Raw genomic sequence first — 17,649 nt, forward strand, 5'->3', positions numbered from 1 at the left:
TAAATTGGACAAGGTTAGCGATTATTGCCCTCGTTGGATTCGCAGAAGCGTACATCTTAGTATCAATAGCCCGCACCACCTTACGAGCTGAAATCGTCAGATAAAGCGGTTATACCTTACCTTATTGAGCATCACCAGCCTCATACCATCGTAATAACGCAGTATCGCGCTGACACAAGAAAAAACGATTGGTAAAAAATAAAAAACACCATAGACTAAAATTTAGCCAAGACTGGTCGATATAATCTAATACAGGGAGGACAAAGAAAATGCCAAGGCAGAGGTCAACATGATTAGCTTAGACAGTGTATATGCCATGCTCGCACGACCTGTGGTGCAAATCACCAAACGTAAGCGGATCGTAGAGCAAACTGAAAACATTGAGGCTATCCATGCCGACAGTCATGAGGCGCCTCAGTCTCAATTACCTCCGCACCTTGAGCGCCGTAAAAAAGAAGAACGCCGCGCTAACCCGCGCGGCGATCGTCGTGGTCGTGCACATCGTAAAGCCCAAGAACAACGCGCCCAAGATGAAGCACTATCGTCGCCTCTGCCCCATATCGACATTGACGTCTAGGACTGGCTTAGCTTGACGTGACCAGACAAGCCACAATAACTAATGTTCAGTGACTTGCGCCACCGCCTGTTTCCACCCCTGATATAGCGCTTGACGCGTATCAGGGCTAATTGACGGAGTAAAACACCGATCCACCCCCGCCTTATGTTTTAATTCAGCCGTAGATTGCCAGAAACCCACAGCCAGCCCCGCCAGAAATGCCGCGCCCATGGCGGTCGTTTCAGTAACAGCAGGACGCTGCACTTCAACATTGGTAATATCAGCCTGAAACTGCATCAAGAAATCATTTGCCACCGCACCGCCATCGACTTTTATCTGCTTTAATTGCACGCCACTATCTTTGATCATGGCATCGAGCAGATCCTTACTTTGGTAGGCAATAGCCTCAAGCGCAGCACGGATAATGTGATTACGATTAGCACCACGAGATAACCCCACCAGTGCGCCACGGGCATTGGCATCCCAATAAGGAGCGCCTAATCCCACAAACGCTGGCACCAGATAGACGCCATTAGTGTCACTCACTTTTGAGGCAAAATATTCGGTATCTTGAGCATCACGGATAAGCCCTAATTCATCACGCAGCCATTGAATGGTTGCTCCGCCCATAAATACCGAGCCTTCTAAAGCGTAATTCACTTCACATTGGGCACCAATGGCAATAGTGGTCAATAGCCCATGACGTGATTGCACCGCCTGCAGGCCAGTATTCATCAGTAAAAAACAGCCTGTGCCATAGGTATTTTTAGCCATACCTTCATCTATGCATAACTGACCAAAAAGCGCCGACTGCTGATCGCCCGCCATGCCTGCAACGGGTATCTCACCGCCTTCCCCAGCAATACGAGTATTCCCATAGATGGCACATGAGGGTTTAACCTCGGGTAACATGGATGCGGGGATATCAAGCTCTTTAAGCAGTTGTGGATCCCACTGCTGCTTATGAATATCAAATAACATGGTACGCGAAGCATTAGTAGGATCAGTCACATGAACCTTGCCCTCAGTCAGTTTCCATACTAACCAAGTATCGATAGTGCCAAACAGCAGCTCGCCAGCTTGGGCTTTTTCCCTCGCTCCTGCGACATTGTCTAAAATCCAGCGGATCTTAGTGGCCGAAAAATAGGGATCGAGCAATAAACCTGTGGTCTGCTGAATATATTGAGTTAAGCCACGCTGCTTAAGCGCCTCACACAGGGGCTGACTGCGACGACACTGCCACACAATTGCATTATAAATGGGTTTACCCGTGGTTTTGTCCCACACAACGGTGGTTTCACGCTGATTAGTAATACCAATTGCGGCGACCTCATCGCCATGGATCCCCGCACGTGCTAAAGCTTCGATTAAGGTCGAACTTTGCGATGACCAGATCTCCATCGGATCATGTTCAACCCATCCCGCCTTGGGGTATATCTGTGCAAATTCTCGCTGCGAAACGGCAACAATATTGGCATCATGATCAAAAATCATCGCTCGAGAACTGGTTGTGCCCTGATCCAGTGCGATGACATAACGCTTATCCACTATAACAACTCCATATTATGACTTAAGAGGTTAACGCGCTTCATCAGCATGATTCACAGCAGGGATATCATCACAGGCATGAGCCGGCAAATACCAAAACTCGGCAATTTTGCCCTCTTGCACTCTAAAATTACCAATACTGCATTGACTCAGCTCTTCGCCTTCGTGAGTCCAACTGACTCGCTCGACCGTGCTGACATAATGCGATGAATCGATCATCTGTAAAATAGTGGCTTTGGGATGGTTCAAGGTTTCGAAGTAATCTGTCATCGCAGCGCCAAACTGGTCTTTGTTAGCCGTTTCAATATCGACTTGGCTGCCCGTAATGTGCATCCAGCGTACATCATCGGTCACATACTGCATCATCTGCTCGACACTATGTTGGTTATAAGCGTCAATAAAGCCTTTAACGACTTCTGTTGACTGGGGGTTGGCAATAGCCGACATCGGCAGCAGCGCTATGCTTGCGGCTAGGAGTAAGGGTTTCATTTTGCACCTCTTATGCGAATTAAGGTCAAGCCAATAACACCATAACGGCCGACGGGGTAATACTGCAACAATCAGCAACAGTGAATAATGGTTTGATATTGAGAAGAATATAATCGCCTAAGATCCATTTTGCGAATAAAAGTTGCCTACCATCCCATACAAAAAGCTGCTGCGACCCAACAACTTGCATAAAAAAAGGGGCGAAGCATCACGCTTCACCCCCTTTTAGGTTCAGTTAGCCCTTAAAAGCGATAGCTTGCCTGAACACCGAATAACATAATGTTACCGCTGGTGGTACCGCTAAATGTGCCGCCAAAAGGAGCAGATGTTAGATCAGACGCGATACCTGAGCGCGGCTCCTTGACTGCAGACTCGTCGGCAAAGATATAGGTAACGCCGACATCTAGATCCAACTGCTTGCTCATCTTATAACTGTAACCGGCGCTCACCCAAACACGGTCCATTTCAGGGATCGTAAGGGTACGGTTGTCATCCGACACTGCCGATTTGTCATAAGCGACACCAGCACGCAGTGTCGATAACGCCGACAGGTCATAGGTCGCGCCTAAGGCAAAGCGATAGCTGTCTTGCCAGTTTTCTTGCTTCACCAGTTGTGTTGGCTCAGGTAGCGCTGGGATCACGGCTTCTAGCTTTTCAAATGAACTCCAATCAGTCCAATTGATGCTCGCGTGCACCGCAATATCATTACTTAGCTGGTGAAAAGAGGCGATCTCAGCCGTTGCCGGCAACGACAACTCCATAGAGCCAGCTAGCTGCTTGTTTGGATCGAGTGGGTTGAAGGCAAAACCATTGGCTTCACCTTCAAGGGTTTGATCAACCGCTGAGCGGTAGTTAACACCGATACGATGCGCATCGTTTAACTGCCAAGCGGCACCTAACTGCCAACCCCAGGCGACATCATCGCCTTCCATATACTTAAGACTCGTGCCTTTAGGTACAATAATGCTACCCATTTCTGGGGGTAACGTCACCTCAGCAGAGCTCTTAGCACCGATGCTACCTTCGCCTAAGACTAAACGTACACCAGCACCAACACTGAACTGGTCATTAATACGGTAAGCCACATTTGGGTTAATTTCGATTGTAGTCACTGACGCTTCGTTACCAAACTGTGTGCCGCGGAAACTGTCATCTAACTCGGTCGCCATACCGAAGTTACTACCGATACCTAGGCCTACAAACCACTGGTCATTCAACTGATGCGACAGGTAAAAGTTAGGCACTACCGCGTCATCAGCAATATCTTGTGCAGAAGTGGCATTAATACCATCGGTATAAGTAACTTCGCCATTGATATCGATATTTGGCATAACCAAAATCGCACCCGCGGTCATTTGAGTGCCCGCTAAATAAGTTAGCATGGCTGGATTGCGGTTTTGCACGGCAGCGTTATCCGCCATCGCCGCTTCACCGGCATAGGCGCGGCCTAAACCTGTGGCTGAATATTCTGCAAGCTGAAAACCTGCTGCTTGAACTTGAGTTAAAGGCGCCGTCATGGCTGCAAGTACCGCTAAAGATAAAATACGCTTATTCATCGTGGCTCTCTTATTGTTATCATCTGACTTAGAGTTATCACTCCAGTCTTTTAGTGAGCCGCAGTCTACTTACGCAGAATATCTTTACAAGCAAAGAAATCATTTTAGTTAATTATGCTAACAAACTCGCTTCAGAGCAGTGAAATACACAGTAAGTCGCTCATAAAACTTGCACGAAACTGGCTAAAAATGTGATCCATGTTCACTTAACCAAGCCTAAAAGCATATAACAAAAAACAAAAAACCTTATTTATCATATAAATATATGCGAAAAATTAATAACACAAGTGTTCACTATTACTCATTAAAAACGGCAGCATAAATCACTACTCTTGCTCGGCTCACATAAAAAAACACAACACAAACACATTAAGTCATTGTAAGTAAAGATAGTTACTTACATTTACACGCGGCCAATATAGCAAAGCCAGCACAACACATTGTTGAACTGGCCCAATTTTGAACAGGTACAGTACAGCTGTACGCTAAAAATTTAAGGTAACATTAAGCTCGCCAAGCGGGACTCTGCGCCTCATAAGCAGCAATAGCCTCGCTGTAGGTTAAGCTAATGCCGATGGCATCCAATCCATTAAGTAGGTTGTGTCTCGCCGATTCGGCAATCGTAAAGGCAAACTCGGCACCTGAAGGCGCAATAACGTGTTGGCGCTGCAGATCAACCGTCACCTGGGCACCTTGCTGTGCGCTGACCTCATCCATCAACTGTTGTACTTGCGCCTCAGTCAAACAGACAGGCAACAGGCCATTGTTGATTGAGTTGCCATAAAAGATATCGGCAAAGCTTGGGGCGATAATCACTTTAAAACCAAAATCGGCTAAGGCCCATGGCGCATGCTCGCGGCTTGAGCCACAACCAAAGTTCTCTTTGGCGAGCAACACTGATGCGCCGGCATAGCGCGCTTGGTTTAAGCTAAATGCAGGGTTAGGTGTATCCCCAGCGTCATCAAGATAACGCCAGTCATGAAACAGATGCACTCCAAAACCGTCACGAGTCACCTTAGATAGAAACTGCTTAGGGATGATTTGATCGGTATCGATATTAGCGCTATCAATCATGGTCGCTAGGCCAGTATGAGTGGTAAATGCTTGCATAATGCTCTCCTAATAGGCTTTGCGAATATCGACGAAATGACCAGCAACCGCAGCAGCGGCTGCCATGGCTGGACTCACCAAATGGGTGCGACTGCCGCGCCCTTGGCGTCCTTCAAAATTACGGTTACTGGTGGAGGCGCAGCGATCGCCCGCTGCTAACCTGTCGTCATTCATCGCCAAACACATAGAGCAACCGGGCAAGCGCCACTCGAAACCTGCGTCGATAAAGATTTTATCTAACCCTTCGGCCTCGGCCTGTTCTTTCACTAGGCCTGAGCCTGGCACCACTATGGCGGTGACGCCCGCAGCCACCTTGCGCCCTTTGGCCTGATGTGCCGCTGAGCGCAGATCTTCGATACGCGAATTGGTGCACGAGCCGATAAACACTTTATTAATTGAGACATCTGTCATGCGGGTCCCCGCTGTAAGCGCTACATACTCAAGGGCTTTTTCGATACTGCTGCGCGAGGTAGGATTGGTTTCATCCAGCGGATTAGGTACCGGCTGATCGATAGCCACTACCTGACCAGGATTGGTACCCCAAGTCAGTTGCGGTGCGATGTCCGCAGCCTGTAACACCACATGAGCATCAAAAACAGCATCATCATCGCTGCGTAATTCACGCCATGCGGCAACGGCACTCTCCCAATCGGCCCCTTTAGGTGCAAATTCACGCCCTTTGACATAATCGATAGTCGTCGCATCAGGCGCTACCATCCCCGCCTTGGCGCCCATCTCAATCGCCATGTTACACACAGTCATACGGCCTTCCATCGACAGGGCTTCAATCGCCTCACCACAGAACTCAACCACATAACCCGTACCGCCATCCATGCCGATTTTACCGATAATGGCCAGCACGATATCTTTAGCGGTAATGCCATCGGCAACGTAACCACGCACCTCAATCTTCATGGTTTTCGCTTTAAGCTGGCGCAGAGTCTGCGTCGCCATCACATGCTCAACCTCAGAGGTACCAATACCAAATGCCAGTGCGCCAAAAGCGCCATGCGTCGCGGTATGGGAATCACCACACACAATGACAGTGCCTGGCAAGGTGATCCCCAGCTCTGGGCCCATCACATGCACTATGCCTTGGTTTTTATGGTGAATGTCATAAAGACGAATACCAAACTCTTCGCAGTTTTGCGCCAAGGTTTCTACTTGGATGCGAGCCATTGGGCTTAGGGCATCTAAGCTGGCACTCTTGGTGGAGGTATTGTGATCCATGGTGGCAAAGGTTTTTTCAGGGGCGCGCAATTTACGACCCGCCACCTTTAAGCCACTAAACGCTTGAGGTGATGTCACCTCGTGCACCAAATGTCGGTCAACATAGATCAATGGCGCTTCGCCTTGGGGAGCGGCAACAATGTGGCTGTCCCATACTTTTTCATAGAGTGTCTTCGCCATTAGTTTGCCTCTCTGACTGCTTGAGCGATGTAGTCGCCCATTTCACGGGTTGATTTGGCATTACCGCGCTTGCTAGCGGGCAATAATTCTGCGGTTAAATAACCGTCGCTCAGCGCCTTAGCCACAGCGACCTCGATAGCCTCGGCGGCCTGTTCTAACTTAAGACTGTGGCGCAATAATAAGGCGGCAGAAAGGATTTGAGCCACGGGATTGGCAATGCCTTGGCCTGCAATATCCGGTGCACTGCCACCAGCGGGTTCATACAAACCAAAGCCATCACTATTAAGGCTGACCGATGATAGCAAGCCCATTGAGCCAGTTAACATGGCGATTTCATCGGAGATAATGTCGCCAAATAAGTTAGAACACAGCATCACGTCAAAATCGAACGGACGACGTAGCAGCTGCATGGTGGCGTTATCGATATAGATATGTTCAAGCTCAACATCGGGAAAATCGGCAGCCACCTCTTCAACCACTTCACGCCATAACACCGAACAGGCTAAAACATTGGCCTTGTCGACCGAGGTCACTTTTTTGCGGCGCCCTTGGGCGGCTTCGAAGGCGATTTTGGCAATGCGGCGGATCTCTTTGCGGCTGTAACGCATAGTATCGAAGGCTTCTTCATTTTCACCTTCTCCTTGACGCCCTTTAGGTTTACCAAAGTAAATTCCGCCAGTGAGCTCACGTACACATAACACATCAAAACCTTGTGCTGATATGTCGCTGCGCAGCGGCGACATGTGCTCTAGACCCGTGTGTAATTTGGCAGGGCGGATATTACAAAACAGCTCAAAGTGGCCTCTTAGTGGCAGTAACGCGCCGCGCTCTGGCTGCTCATTAGGGGGCAAGTGTTCCCATTTTGGCCCCCCCACAGAACCAAATAATATGGCATCGGCAGTTTCACACCCCTTGAGTGTCACCTCTGGTAATGGACAACCGTGATTGTCGATGGCCGCGCCGCCCACATCGTATTCGCTGTATTCGATATCTAAGTTAAACCGCTCTTCAACGGCGCTCAGTACCTTGCGTGCTTCGGCCATTACTTCTGGCCCAATACCATCTCCGGCGAGCACTGCTATTTGATAACTCATTAATCACCCACTCCCTGCTTATTTGCTCAATTATGGTCAAAAAGGTCCGCTCATGTTGGCGTTACACACCACCTAATACCGCCCGGCCTTGTTGAATTTTAGTTTTATTCTCGGCGACCTTATCGGCACGCCACGTTAGGTTCATCACATGGATAAGGGCTTGTACAGAGGCCTCAACCACATCGGTAGCCAGCCCCACCCCATGGAAATTCTGCTCATGGTACTTAGCGGTAATGTCGACTTGGCCTAGGGCATCTTGGCCTTCACCTTTGGCGCTTAATTTATAGCTAGAGATATTGATTTGGCAGTCACTGGCGCGGGTAATGGCGTTGTACGCTGCATCGACCGGGCCATTGCCCGTGGCGGCTTCGGTGACCACTTGCTCGCCCACCTCTAACGTCACCGTCGCGGTGGCCTGTCCTTGGGTGGAATCAGAATGCACCACTAACTGTTGCAATTTATATTGATTTTCATCATCGGCCTGCGCCTCTATAAAGACCAAGGCTTCAAGATCGTAATCGAACACTTGGCCTTTTTTGTCCGCCAGCTTTAAGAAAGCCTCATAGAGAGTATCCATATCATAATCGTGCTCGGCATAGCCCATCTCTTGCATGCGATGCTTAATCACATGGCGGCCTGAGCGCGAGGTCATATTCAAATTATTACGATTTAGCCCTATGCTCTCGGGTGTCATGATCTCATAGGTATTTTGCGCCTTAAGCATGCCATCTTGATGGATACCCGAAGAGTGAGTAAACGCATTCGCCCCCACAATCGCCTTATTGGCTTGCACTGGCATATTGCAAAGCTGGCTAACAAGGTTAGAGGTGCGGTGGATCTCTTTGGCATTAATGCCCGTTTCTAACCCTAATGCCGCTTTTCGAGTGGCTAAGATCATGGCGATCTCCTCTAGCGAGCAGTTGCCGGCACGCTCGCCGATACCATTGACGGTACATTCAATCTGTCTAGCACCGTGCTGCACTGCGGTAATTGAGTTAGCCACAGATAGCCCTAAGTCATCGTGGCAATGCACAGAGATCACCGCTTGATCGATATTAGGCACACGGTTGAACAGGGTTTCGATGATGCCGCCAAACTCGCTGGGGATGGTATAACCCACAGTATCTGGAATATTGATGGTCTTGGCGCCCGCCTTAATGGCTTCTTCCACCATTCGGCAAAGATTATCGATTGGCGTGCGCCCTGCATCTTCGCAGGAAAACTCGACATCATCGGTAAAACGACGGGCGTATTTGACTGCCGCCACCGCCATCTCAAGCACTTGGTCGAAAGAGCGTTTTAACTTACTTTCTACATGTATGGTCGAGGTAGAGATAAAGGTGTGAATACGAAATTGCTCCGCGACCGATAACGACTGAGCAGCGGCGTCAATGTCTTTCTCTAGCGCACGGGCTAAGGCGCAGACTCGACTATTTTTAATCGTGCGGGCAATGGTTTGCACCGAGTCAAAATCGCCAGGGGAAGACACTGGAAAACCGACCTCCATCACATCTACACCGAGCCGCTCCAGTGATAGTGCTATCTGTAATTTTTCCTTCACGGTTAAACTGGCCGCCAGCGCTTGCTCGCCGTCACGTAAGGTTGTATCAAATATTATCACTCGGTTAGACATCTCGTTTCTCCGTGAACGACTAGGTTCTTTGTTGCGTGTTTATCCAACCCATATACAAAAAAACCCCGCGGTGTTGAGCGCGGGGTTTATGAATGCTGTTGGTGTTATTAAGCGTGCAACACTACATTCTCCGCGCAGGTTCTGCGAGAAGGAGAATAATGAGGCTGAGTAATGCACGGTTAGTAATCATCTTCTATCTATTCAAAAAAAATAAGTATTTATTCGATATTTTCGAGGTAACACTTAACTTTTTAACGTGTGCAGCCTAAATAGTCAACCCCATATTTTTCACATTTAATGAAACATAACCATAACAACGTCGATTTACCGTACAGATCGTGGCGATAAAACAGCATATTCGGCCAACAAGCGGCCTCCTTACAATATGATAAATGTAAACCCAGCGAGATCACGCTTTACAAGTGAAGGCGTTAATTTTTATGCAATCACTGATGAAAACTCAGTATAATGCGACCAATGGAGTATTTTTAACGGTTTGGTCTCGGAGTTTTAAAAATGGATTTTCGTCTCATAGTGTTCAGCTTCAGCCTATGGCTGTTGCCCTCTTGGGCAGACACTGTGACAGAGTTAGATGAACTCTCCGCCATTGTTTATCAATACCCTAGTGACGCGCTGTCGAATATTACCATCTTAGAGCAGCGCCTAAATGACAAGAATAGTACGCCTGTACCACAGCTAAGATTATCACTGCTCAAGTGTCACGCCTTGGTGCAATTAGGCGAAAATGAAGCCGCCATCAACTTAGCACGCCTGGGCGATGCCAAAGCAAAATCTCTTGATATCCAACAGGCTAGCCCCTATTTCTTAAACTGCATGGCAGAAGCTTATATTGATTACGGCGATCTACGCCAAGCCTTAACATTACTCGATACCGCCATTTATCAATCTCGAGAATTTGAACAGCCTCAGTCTTTAGTTAACGGCTTAATGTTACGTGGACAAATAGATACCCACATAGAAAACGACAGCAGTGCATTAGAAGACTTTCGTTTAGCACGGGATATCTATCCAGCAGCTTTACGCCAACCTACTCAATGGATCACTCCCCCACAGGCTTATCTGCAATTAGCCAGAGCCAAGTTATTAAGAAAAAAAGGCCAACTTAACCAATCTTTTAATACGGCAAAACTGGCGTTAACTTATCCACAAACGATAGGTAAAGTCAGGCTAAATATCTTGTTAGCATTGGCAAAGATCGCGCACGAGAATCAAGAGGTAAAGTTCAGGGACGATATGATTTTAGAGGCTAAAATTTTAATGCCTGAACTCGCTACGGCCAACGAACTCGCCGAAAGTTACACCGAGCTCGCCGAGGTAGAATTTCTGCGTAACAATGACAAAAATGCCATCCAACTGCTTAATATCGCGCTTAATACCTTTAATAAAAACAAAAAAATTAATGATAGCCTGAGGGCCACTCGTTTACTGGCCCGGATCCAGTTAGCCAATGGTGAGGAACAGCAAGGATTAGACTTGATGCAGCAAGCCATCGCAATAGGGCAACGTACGAATCAATATGATGAATTGGTCATTTGCCATCAGCTATTGAGTGAATACTTCGCCGGGATGGGTAACTATCGCCAAGCCTATCATTACCAACTACAGCGGGTGGACAGTATTAAAAGCAGTTATGAATTTTTAAAAAACACTCGCCTCTTACAAATTAAGGCGCAACTTGGCCGCTACCAAAAACTGGCACAAAACCAGCAGCCCAAGCCCATCAAGCTCGATGCACGTATTAATGATAACTATGGCTTAATTGCTATTCTCGTATTTGCCCTGTTATTACCCTTGCTGATGTTGTTATCTCGTTTACGCAAAGAGCACACCGCGCCACAGATGCCACACCAAGATGCACCATTGACGGCCCAAGAAAGGATGTTGGCACTGATTGCCAGCGCCAAACAGATTGGATATCCAATAACGATTTTATTGATTAATCCAAGCCATCTTGCGCCTAGCAATGTCGCCACATTATTGGATGAGGTACGACAGAAGCTTCGCCAACAAGATATTATGCTCGATAAAGCCAGCGACCAGTTGCTTATCATGCTGCCTTTTACCTCCCTCTCTGGGGCGAAAGAGATTGTCAAACAGTTAAAAGCGGTTATAGCCCCATTACCGGGCGGTGACAAAGTTAGGATAGGTATGGCAGAGATGCAATATTACGACACCTTGTCATCACTGACCAAGCGTGCAGGCATAGATCAACTCAGTCGGCACAACGAGCAATTAGGGCGTTAATCCCGCGTTATGAACCTTCGGCTAGGTAATCGCTGATCTCATCGAGAAACTCATCGCCAAAACGCTTGAGCTTAGTTTCGCCTATGCCATTGACCGCTAACATCTCACCCGGGCTTGTGGGTAACATCGCGGCCATCTCGGCTAATGTCGCATCGTTAAACACCAGGTAGGGTGGCACATCGAGCTCTTCGGCCAAACTGCGACGCAGTAACTTTAGGCGAGCAAACAATTTTCGGTCGTAATTTAACGGCGCACGACTGTTGCCACGACGTTTGACATCTGTCGTTAAGGTGATGCGTGGTTCGGCTAATAACAAAGGCAATTCCCCTTTGAGCACCGCCCGCGCTTGAGGATTGAGCTTAATAGATGAGCCACGAGTGATATCTTGGCTCGCAAAACCTAAATGAATGATCTGCCTGATAATACTAAGCCAAAATTCATGGCTCTTATCTTTACCTATACCCCAGGTTGAGAGTTTATCGTGCCCTCTATCGACCACGCCAGCCGACTTTGAGCCCCGTAGCACTTCGATCAAATGGTTAATACCAAATTTCTGTTGCAGTCTAAAAATGCACGACAACACTTTTTGTGCATCTTCAACCCCATCGTAGCGTTTAGGGGGATCTAAACAGATGTCACAGTTACCACAGGGATCAGACGCACTCTCATCGAAATAATGTAGCAACACCTGACGTCGACACGTTTGCGCCTCGGCAAACGCCGCCATCGTATTGAGCTTATGAAATTCGACCTGTTGTTGTGGCCCAGGTTCTGCCTGTTCAATTAGATGCCGTACCCGGCCAATATCGGCTGGGTCAAACAGCATTAACGCTTCGGCATCGAGGCCGTCACGTCCAGCTCGGCCGGTTTCCTGGTAATAGGCCTCGACACTCTTAGGGATGTCGTAATGCACCACAAAGCGCACATTAGACTTGTTAATCCCCATGCCAAAAGCCACGGTTGCCACCACAATATCTAACTGATCTTTTAAGAAACGCTCTTGAATATCGCCGCGCTCTTCTTGTGTTTTACCCGCATGATAACCATCGGCTTTATAGCCTTGCAGACGTAACCGCTCTGCGACTTCATCGACGCGGCGACGACTGCCGCAATAAATAATGCCGCTATTACCGTTTTGCGCCTGAATAAATTGCCTGAGCTGATTGGCGGCATTGAGCTTTTCGGCAACGGTATAGCGGATATTAGGCCGGTCGAAACTGGTTAATAGCACATAGGGGCTGATCCCTAGGCGCTGACAAATATCTTGGCGGGTCGCCTGATCCGCCGTGGCTGTCAAGGCCATAATGGGCACATGGGCAAACAGCTGTCTAAGGCGACCTAACGCCGCGTATTCGGGCCTAAAATCATGCCCCCATTGAGAAATACAATGCGCTTCATCGATGGCAAATAGCGAAATATGCAAGGCTTGCATACGCTCAACAAAACTGTCCATTAACAGCCGCTCTGGTGACACATAGAGCAACTTAAGTTCGCCGCGGTGCATCTGCTGGAAAATCTGTTGCGATGCTTCACGGGACTGCGATGAGTTTAAGTATGCCGCCGCTACACCCATCTGCTTGAGGCTATCAACCTGATCCTTCATCAAAGAGATCAAGGGAGACACCACCACAGTTAACCCGGGGAAGAGTAATGCTGGCAGTTGATAGCATAAACTTTTACCACCACCCGTTGGCATAATCACCAACGCATCATGACCGAGAAAGACTTGATCAATAACCTCTCGCTGACCCTGCCTAAAGGTGCGATAACCAAATACCGCCTGCAAACAACTGGCGAGCGGATCTGTGTTTTGGGGTTCAACTTGGGTTACTGCAGAATCCATTGGGCATCATAGTCATCAATCGGGCCGCCTATTCTAATCAAGCTCATCGCGCTTGTCTCGGTTACGCTAACAATTGCGCCATTTTTTATTGTCATCACCCATGCTAGCTTAACCATGGTGGTGATATTTTAAGCAAAAGCTTGCTTCATAGCATTGTTTAGATATAGGTTAATTACTCTATACCAAGCCGATGATTAACGGAGTAATCGCTTAATGACAACCGCAATTCAAGCACAGGTTTTGGCCAGCGTCGCCGAGATATTTGACCAACAAGTGCCGTTTCATAATCTTCTCGACCTACATATTCAGCATTACGATATCCACGGTGTCGAAGTAGTAGTAAAAATGAAGCCTCAGTTAATTGGCAATATCCATCAACAAATTTTACATGGCGGCGTAACCGCCACAGTGCTCGATGTGGTGGGTGGTCTGACTGCATTTTCAGGACTGGTGGCCAGCCGGGATGATTGGAGCCTAGATGCCTTACAACAACGCTTAACCACCCTTGGCACTATCGATCTACGTGTCGATTACTTACGCCCAGGCAGAGGCGAGATATTTACCGGCACAGGCACGGTGATTCGTGCGGGCAATCGTGTTTCCGTCTGCCGCATGGAGCTGCATAACGAGCAGGGGTCTCACATCGCTTTTGGTACTGGCACTTACATGGTGGGCTAACGCCACTTAAAACAGCAGTGCAATTGCGCCGTGTAGCCTAAAGTTGATACGGTCATAATACGTGGCTTACTGCTCGTTCACACGAGCAAATAACCTGCTTGAGTCCAAACCGCTTGCGCCCTACAATGCGTCTCCTTGTTACGACTAGAATCCCAGGTTATGGCCGATACTGAATATCGCAAAGGGGTGGTGTTGGCGCTTTGCGCATACTGCCTTTGGGGCTTTGCCCCTTTATATTTCAAACTATTACACAATGTGTCTGCGACAGAAATACTACTCCACCGCGTGATTTGGTCTTTTGTTTTTATGATCATCCTCATGCAATTTATCGGCGGTTTTTCTAAGCTTAGAGCCCTATTTCGACGCCCCAAACAGCTGGGCGTATTGGCCATCACCTCGGTATTAATTGCCGGCAACTGGTTACTGTTTATTTGGGCGGTGAATAATGATCACATGCTCGATGCCAGCCTAGGCTACTTTATTAACCCCTTGTTTAATGTATTGCTTGGCATGATATTTCTTGGTGAGCGGTTACGTAAACTGCAATGGTTTGCGGTGAGCCTCGCCTGTACTGGAGTACTGATCCAGCTGATCTCTTTTGGGTCAATCCCACTGGTGTCATTGGCACTGGCATCATCGTTTGGTTTTTATGGTCTATTGCGTAAAAAGGTCAATGTCGATGCTAAAACGGGGTTATTGGTTGAAACCGCGCTATTGCTTCCTGTGGCAGTGCTCTATCTGTTTTCGACTTTAGATTCGGCCACTGCAAATATGCTGACCAACGATATCAATATGAACTTATTACTTATTGCGGCTGGTGTGATCACCTCGGTACCGCTGCTGTGTTTTGCCGGAGCAGCAACACGTATTCCGTTGTCAATATTAGGTTTCTTCCAATACATTGGCCCCAGTATTATGTTCGTTTTGGCCGTTAGTCTATTTAATGAACCGTTCGATTTAGAAAAAGGCATCACCTTCGCCTTCATCTGGAGTGCATTGGTGATATTTACGCTTGATATGGCGTTAAAGCGTCGACGCAAGCAACAGGGCTAGTAACGGCTCTGCCCGCTCAACACTCAATATCAGCAGATAGCCCTCCGTCGTTGGCAACACCAGCACATGATGACTACCGGTAACGGACAATAGGGCTTTATCGCTATTGGCGATGGTATCTTTTAACTTAAACCAGCCCAATCGATAGCCGGGCAAACCCACGCCATTACTTCTATAACTCAACTGTGGCGCATCAGCGTCATCCAAGCTAACAATGCGTGCCTGCGAAATTAAAAGACTCTCCAAAGGCAATTCAGTGCGATACAAAGGAATGTCGACCGTCATTGATGTGGGGGTGACACGAATATTGGCATCATAGGCCTTAAAGAACACCCAAGATAATAGACCCAATACAGTAATCACCATACCCAGCGCAGCAAATTTAGCGCCTTTGGGTAATGGTTTGATCTTTAGAAGAATTAAAATAAAGCCGATGCCGACCAGTAAAGAGACAAATGTCGCACTCGTTGCAGCATCGAAAGCCGTTAGCTGAAAGACTTGAGTATCCATGTTCAAGCACCCTATTTTTAATGTCATTGAGGTCTCTGTTGAGCCCCACGATATAAGATTGAGTGGTGGCTCATCCTCAAATTGAATAGCCTCACTATGCACTGCACGACATACTATGTCAAAAAGTGCATAACGCCCAACACAAGCAAAAAGACCACGCCTTAACGTGGTCTTCTAAGTGAGCTTTTACTAGAGATCTAACGCGAGAATTTTTGATTTACGTTGGTAGTTATACAACTGCTTTTTCATATTAGGTAATGCATCAACGTCAACGATTTCAAAGCCATGCTCAAGAAACCAGTGGATACTGCGCGTTGTCAGTGCAAACAAGCGAGAATAACCTCGCACCTTGGCTTGCCCAATAATGTTCTTCAGCAGTATGCTACCTCTATCGGCATCACGATAGTCAGGATGCACCACCAAACACGCAAATTCACCGGCATTATCTTCCTCAAACGGGTACAGCGCGGCGCAACCAATCACTAAGCCGTCACGCTCAATCAGCATAAACTGCTCAATCTCCATCTCAAGCTGTTCACGGGAGCGACGCACTAAAATACCGCTTTGCTCCAGTGGGCGGATTAAATCTAGCACCCCACCAATATCAGAGATCGTCGCTCTACGTAAACGCTCTGCACTCTCTGTCACGATTTGCGTGCCGATGCCATCGCGTGAAAACAACTCCTGCAACAGTGCGCCATCATCGAGATAACTGACAAAGTGACAACGGGCTACTCCGTTACGACAGGCATCAATACTCGCCTGTAAAAAAGCCCGAGTGGCCACACACCAATCATCGTTTTCGCTCTGCTCAGATAAGATGCGCTGTGCATCGGTTGGCATTAACTCCGCCAGCACTTCGCCATCACTATCTAAGATGCCTTTTTCGGCGCTAAAACCAATCATCTTATCGGCTTTGAGCTTCACGGCAATTTGGGTGGCGACCTCTTCTGCGGTGAGGTTAAAACTCTCACCCGTCACCGATGCCGCTACAGGGCCCAATAGGACGATGCCATGGTTGTCTAATTGACGCCGTAGGCCCTGAACATCAATCCTTCTCACTTTGCCACTTAGGCAGTAATCGACACCGTTATCGACGCCCAGCGGTTGAGCAATAACAAAATTACCGCTGACCACGTTAATCTGCGCCCCTTGCATCGGGGTATTGCTTAAGCTCATCGACAGCCGCGCGGTAATATCGAGCTGCAACCCACCGACCACCTGTTTAATCACTTTAAACGAGTCTTCATCGGTAATACGCACGCCGTTATAGTATTCAGGCATCAACTGCTGTTGCTTTAAGGCGGCATCGATTTGCGGCCGTGCACCATGCACCAACACTATGTTGATCCCAAGGCTATGCAGCAAAGCGATATCATTGATGATGGAGCGAAATTGGTTTTGCGCTAATGCTTCTCCACCCAACATCACCACAAATGTTTTGCCCCTATGTGCATTGACATAAGATGCAGAATGACGAAATCCATCGACTAGTTCAGTAGTGCGCACGTATGACCTCTAAATAACAAGAAATGGGAGCAGCTTTGACCACATGAGAATAACAACCCGATAATATTGCATTTAAATTCACTTTAAAAGCATTTGTTTTCATTTCGTACAATTAGTTCAGTCTGCCGTCATCTAGCAAACCCACGAGTGCACAGCTCAATTAAGCAGTAACAAAATAAGCACTGGAGTTAATCTATCAGTAAGGCGAGGTGAAGCTTAAATAAACGTGATGGCATGACATAGAAGATGAGTACAGCTGGGAGAGGAATTGCGTATGCAGAGAGCGCAACAGACTATTCAACCACAGTGGCGAGTCCTACCTGTTGGACGAGGTCCCCGTGTAAAAAGGGCAAAAAAAAAGCCCCTACAAGTAGGGGCTTTTCAAAAAACGTTAT

At 47.8% G+C, this 17,649-nt stretch carries 14 protein-coding genes; 4 read left to right on the plus strand and 10 right to left on the minus strand.

The annotated features are described in order from the left end of the window. The first annotated feature begins 289 nt into the window (after positions 1 to 289). Positions 290 to 577, plus strand: coding sequence for a hypothetical protein (locus AC0VXX_RS15910; RefSeq protein ID WP_110457564.1), 288 nt, complete (start codon positions 290 to 292; stop codon positions 575 to 577). Between the two features lie 39 nt (positions 578 to 616). Here AC0VXX_RS15910 and glpK read toward each other — a convergent pair whose 3' ends face one another. The 7 genes from glpK to leuA all read right to left on the minus strand — a co-directional run bounded on the left by glpK (position 617) and on the right by leuA (position 9,396). Continuing rightward, a complete protein-coding gene (glpK, locus tag AC0VXX_RS15915; protein WP_475515056.1) occupies positions 617 to 2,104 on the minus strand; it encodes a glycerol kinase GlpK in 1,488 nt (495 codons plus the stop codon). Positions 2,105 to 2,134: 30 nt separating this feature from the next. Beyond that, a complete protein-coding gene (locus tag AC0VXX_RS15920) occupies positions 2,135 to 2,593 on the minus strand; it encodes a nuclear transport factor 2 family protein (protein WP_475515057.1) in 459 nt (152 codons plus the stop codon). Positions 2,594 to 2,835: 242 nt separating this feature from the next. After that, positions 2,836 to 4,149: an outer membrane protein transport protein gene (locus AC0VXX_RS15925; protein WP_475515058.1), complete on the minus strand. Its 1,314-nt coding sequence runs from the start codon at positions 4,147 to 4,149 to the stop codon at positions 2,836 to 2,838. A gap of 504 nt (positions 4,150 to 4,653) precedes the next feature. Next, positions 4,654 to 5,259 carry a 3-isopropylmalate dehydratase small subunit gene (gene leuD, locus AC0VXX_RS15930; RefSeq protein ID WP_475515059.1) on the minus strand — a complete coding sequence of 202 codons (606 nt, stop codon included), beginning with the start codon at positions 5,257 to 5,259 and terminating at the stop codon, positions 4,654 to 4,656. Between the two features lie 9 nt (positions 5,260 to 5,268). Next, the gene (gene leuC / locus AC0VXX_RS15935) at positions 5,269 to 6,669 is read right to left on the minus strand and encodes a 3-isopropylmalate dehydratase large subunit (RefSeq protein ID WP_475515060.1); all 1,401 of its coding nucleotides are present in this window, start codon (positions 6,667 to 6,669) and stop codon (positions 5,269 to 5,271) included. After that, a complete protein-coding gene (gene leuB, locus AC0VXX_RS15940) occupies positions 6,669 to 7,763 on the minus strand; it encodes a 3-isopropylmalate dehydrogenase (protein ID WP_475515061.1) in 1,095 nt (364 codons plus the stop codon). The genes leuC and leuB overlap by 1 nt, the downstream gene beginning before the upstream one ends. Positions 7,764 to 7,824: 61 nt before the next feature. Next, positions 7,825 to 9,396: a 2-isopropylmalate synthase gene (gene leuA / locus AC0VXX_RS15945; RefSeq protein WP_475515062.1), complete on the minus strand. Its 1,572-nt coding sequence runs from the start codon at positions 9,394 to 9,396 to the stop codon at positions 7,825 to 7,827. 516 nt (positions 9,397 to 9,912) lie between these two features. Here leuA and AC0VXX_RS15950 point away from each other — a divergent pair. Then, entirely contained in the window at positions 9,913 to 11,661 is a 1,749-nt protein-coding gene (locus AC0VXX_RS15950; RefSeq protein WP_475515063.1) for a tetratricopeptide repeat protein, read from the plus strand. A 7-nt stretch (positions 11,662 to 11,668) separates the two neighbouring features. Here AC0VXX_RS15950 and recQ read toward each other — a convergent pair whose 3' ends face one another. Beyond that, positions 11,669 to 13,504 carry a DNA helicase RecQ gene (recQ, locus tag AC0VXX_RS15955; RefSeq protein ID WP_475515064.1) on the minus strand — a complete coding sequence of 612 codons (1,836 nt, stop codon included), beginning with the start codon at positions 13,502 to 13,504 and terminating at the stop codon, positions 11,669 to 11,671. A gap of 213 nt (positions 13,505 to 13,717) precedes the next feature. On the opposite strand from recQ, the gene AC0VXX_RS15960 reads away from it, so the two are divergent. Then, a complete protein-coding gene (locus AC0VXX_RS15960; protein WP_475515065.1) occupies positions 13,718 to 14,182 on the plus strand; it encodes a thioesterase family protein in 465 nt (154 codons plus the stop codon). 159 nt (positions 14,183 to 14,341) lie between these two features. Further along, positions 14,342 to 15,235 (plus strand): EamA family transporter RarD, encoded by an 894-nt coding sequence (rarD, locus tag AC0VXX_RS15965; RefSeq protein ID WP_475515066.1) that lies wholly within the window; start codon positions 14,342 to 14,344, stop codon positions 15,233 to 15,235. On the opposite strand, the gene AC0VXX_RS15970 is transcribed toward rarD, so the two are convergent. Next, entirely contained in the window at positions 15,206 to 15,745 is a 540-nt protein-coding gene (locus AC0VXX_RS15970) for a PH domain-containing protein (RefSeq protein WP_475515067.1), read from the minus strand. The two genes, rarD and AC0VXX_RS15970, sit on opposite strands and share 30 nt — an antisense overlap. Before the next feature lie 189 nt (positions 15,746 to 15,934). Beyond that, entirely contained in the window at positions 15,935 to 17,254 is a 1,320-nt protein-coding gene (gene argA / locus AC0VXX_RS15975) for an amino-acid N-acetyltransferase (protein ID WP_475515068.1), read from the minus strand. Between the last annotated feature and the right edge of the window lie 395 nt (positions 17,255 to 17,649).

The organism is Shewanella sp. QJM3NY_23 (genome assembly GCF_056173105.1).

Bases quoted from the DNA above. Each gene is read 5' to 3' on its own strand.
- AC0VXX_RS15910 (WP_110457564.1), top strand. From the start codon at position 290: ATGATTAGCTTAGACAGTGTATATGCCATGCTCGCACGACCTGTGGTG.
- AC0VXX_RS15920 (WP_475515057.1), bottom strand. From the start codon at position 2,593: ATGAAACCCTTACTCCTAGCCGCAAGCATAGCGCTGCTGCCGATGTCG.
- AC0VXX_RS15925 (WP_475515058.1), bottom strand. From the start codon at position 4,149: ATGAATAAGCGTATTTTATCTTTAGCGGTACTTGCAGCCATGACGGCG.
- leuD (WP_475515059.1), bottom strand. From the start codon at position 5,259: ATGCAAGCATTTACCACTCATACTGGCCTAGCGACCATGATTGATAGC.
- leuC (WP_475515060.1), bottom strand. From the start codon at position 6,669: ATGGCGAAGACACTCTATGAAAAAGTATGGGACAGCCACATTGTTGCC.
- leuB (WP_475515061.1), bottom strand. From the start codon at position 7,763: ATGAGTTATCAAATAGCAGTGCTCGCCGGAGATGGTATTGGGCCAGAA.
- leuA (WP_475515062.1), bottom strand. From the start codon at position 9,396: ATGTCTAACCGAGTGATAATATTTGATACAACCTTACGTGACGGCGAG.
- AC0VXX_RS15950 (WP_475515063.1), top strand. From the start codon at position 9,913: ATGGATTTTCGTCTCATAGTGTTCAGCTTCAGCCTATGGCTGTTGCCC.
- recQ (WP_475515064.1), bottom strand. From the start codon at position 13,504: ATGGATTCTGCAGTAACCCAAGTTGAACCCCAAAACACAGATCCGCTC.
- AC0VXX_RS15960 (WP_475515065.1), top strand. From the start codon at position 13,718: ATGACAACCGCAATTCAAGCACAGGTTTTGGCCAGCGTCGCCGAGATA.
- rarD (WP_475515066.1), top strand. From the start codon at position 14,342: ATGGCCGATACTGAATATCGCAAAGGGGTGGTGTTGGCGCTTTGCGCA.
- AC0VXX_RS15970 (WP_475515067.1), bottom strand. From the start codon at position 15,745: ATGGATACTCAAGTCTTTCAGCTAACGGCTTTCGATGCTGCAACGAGT.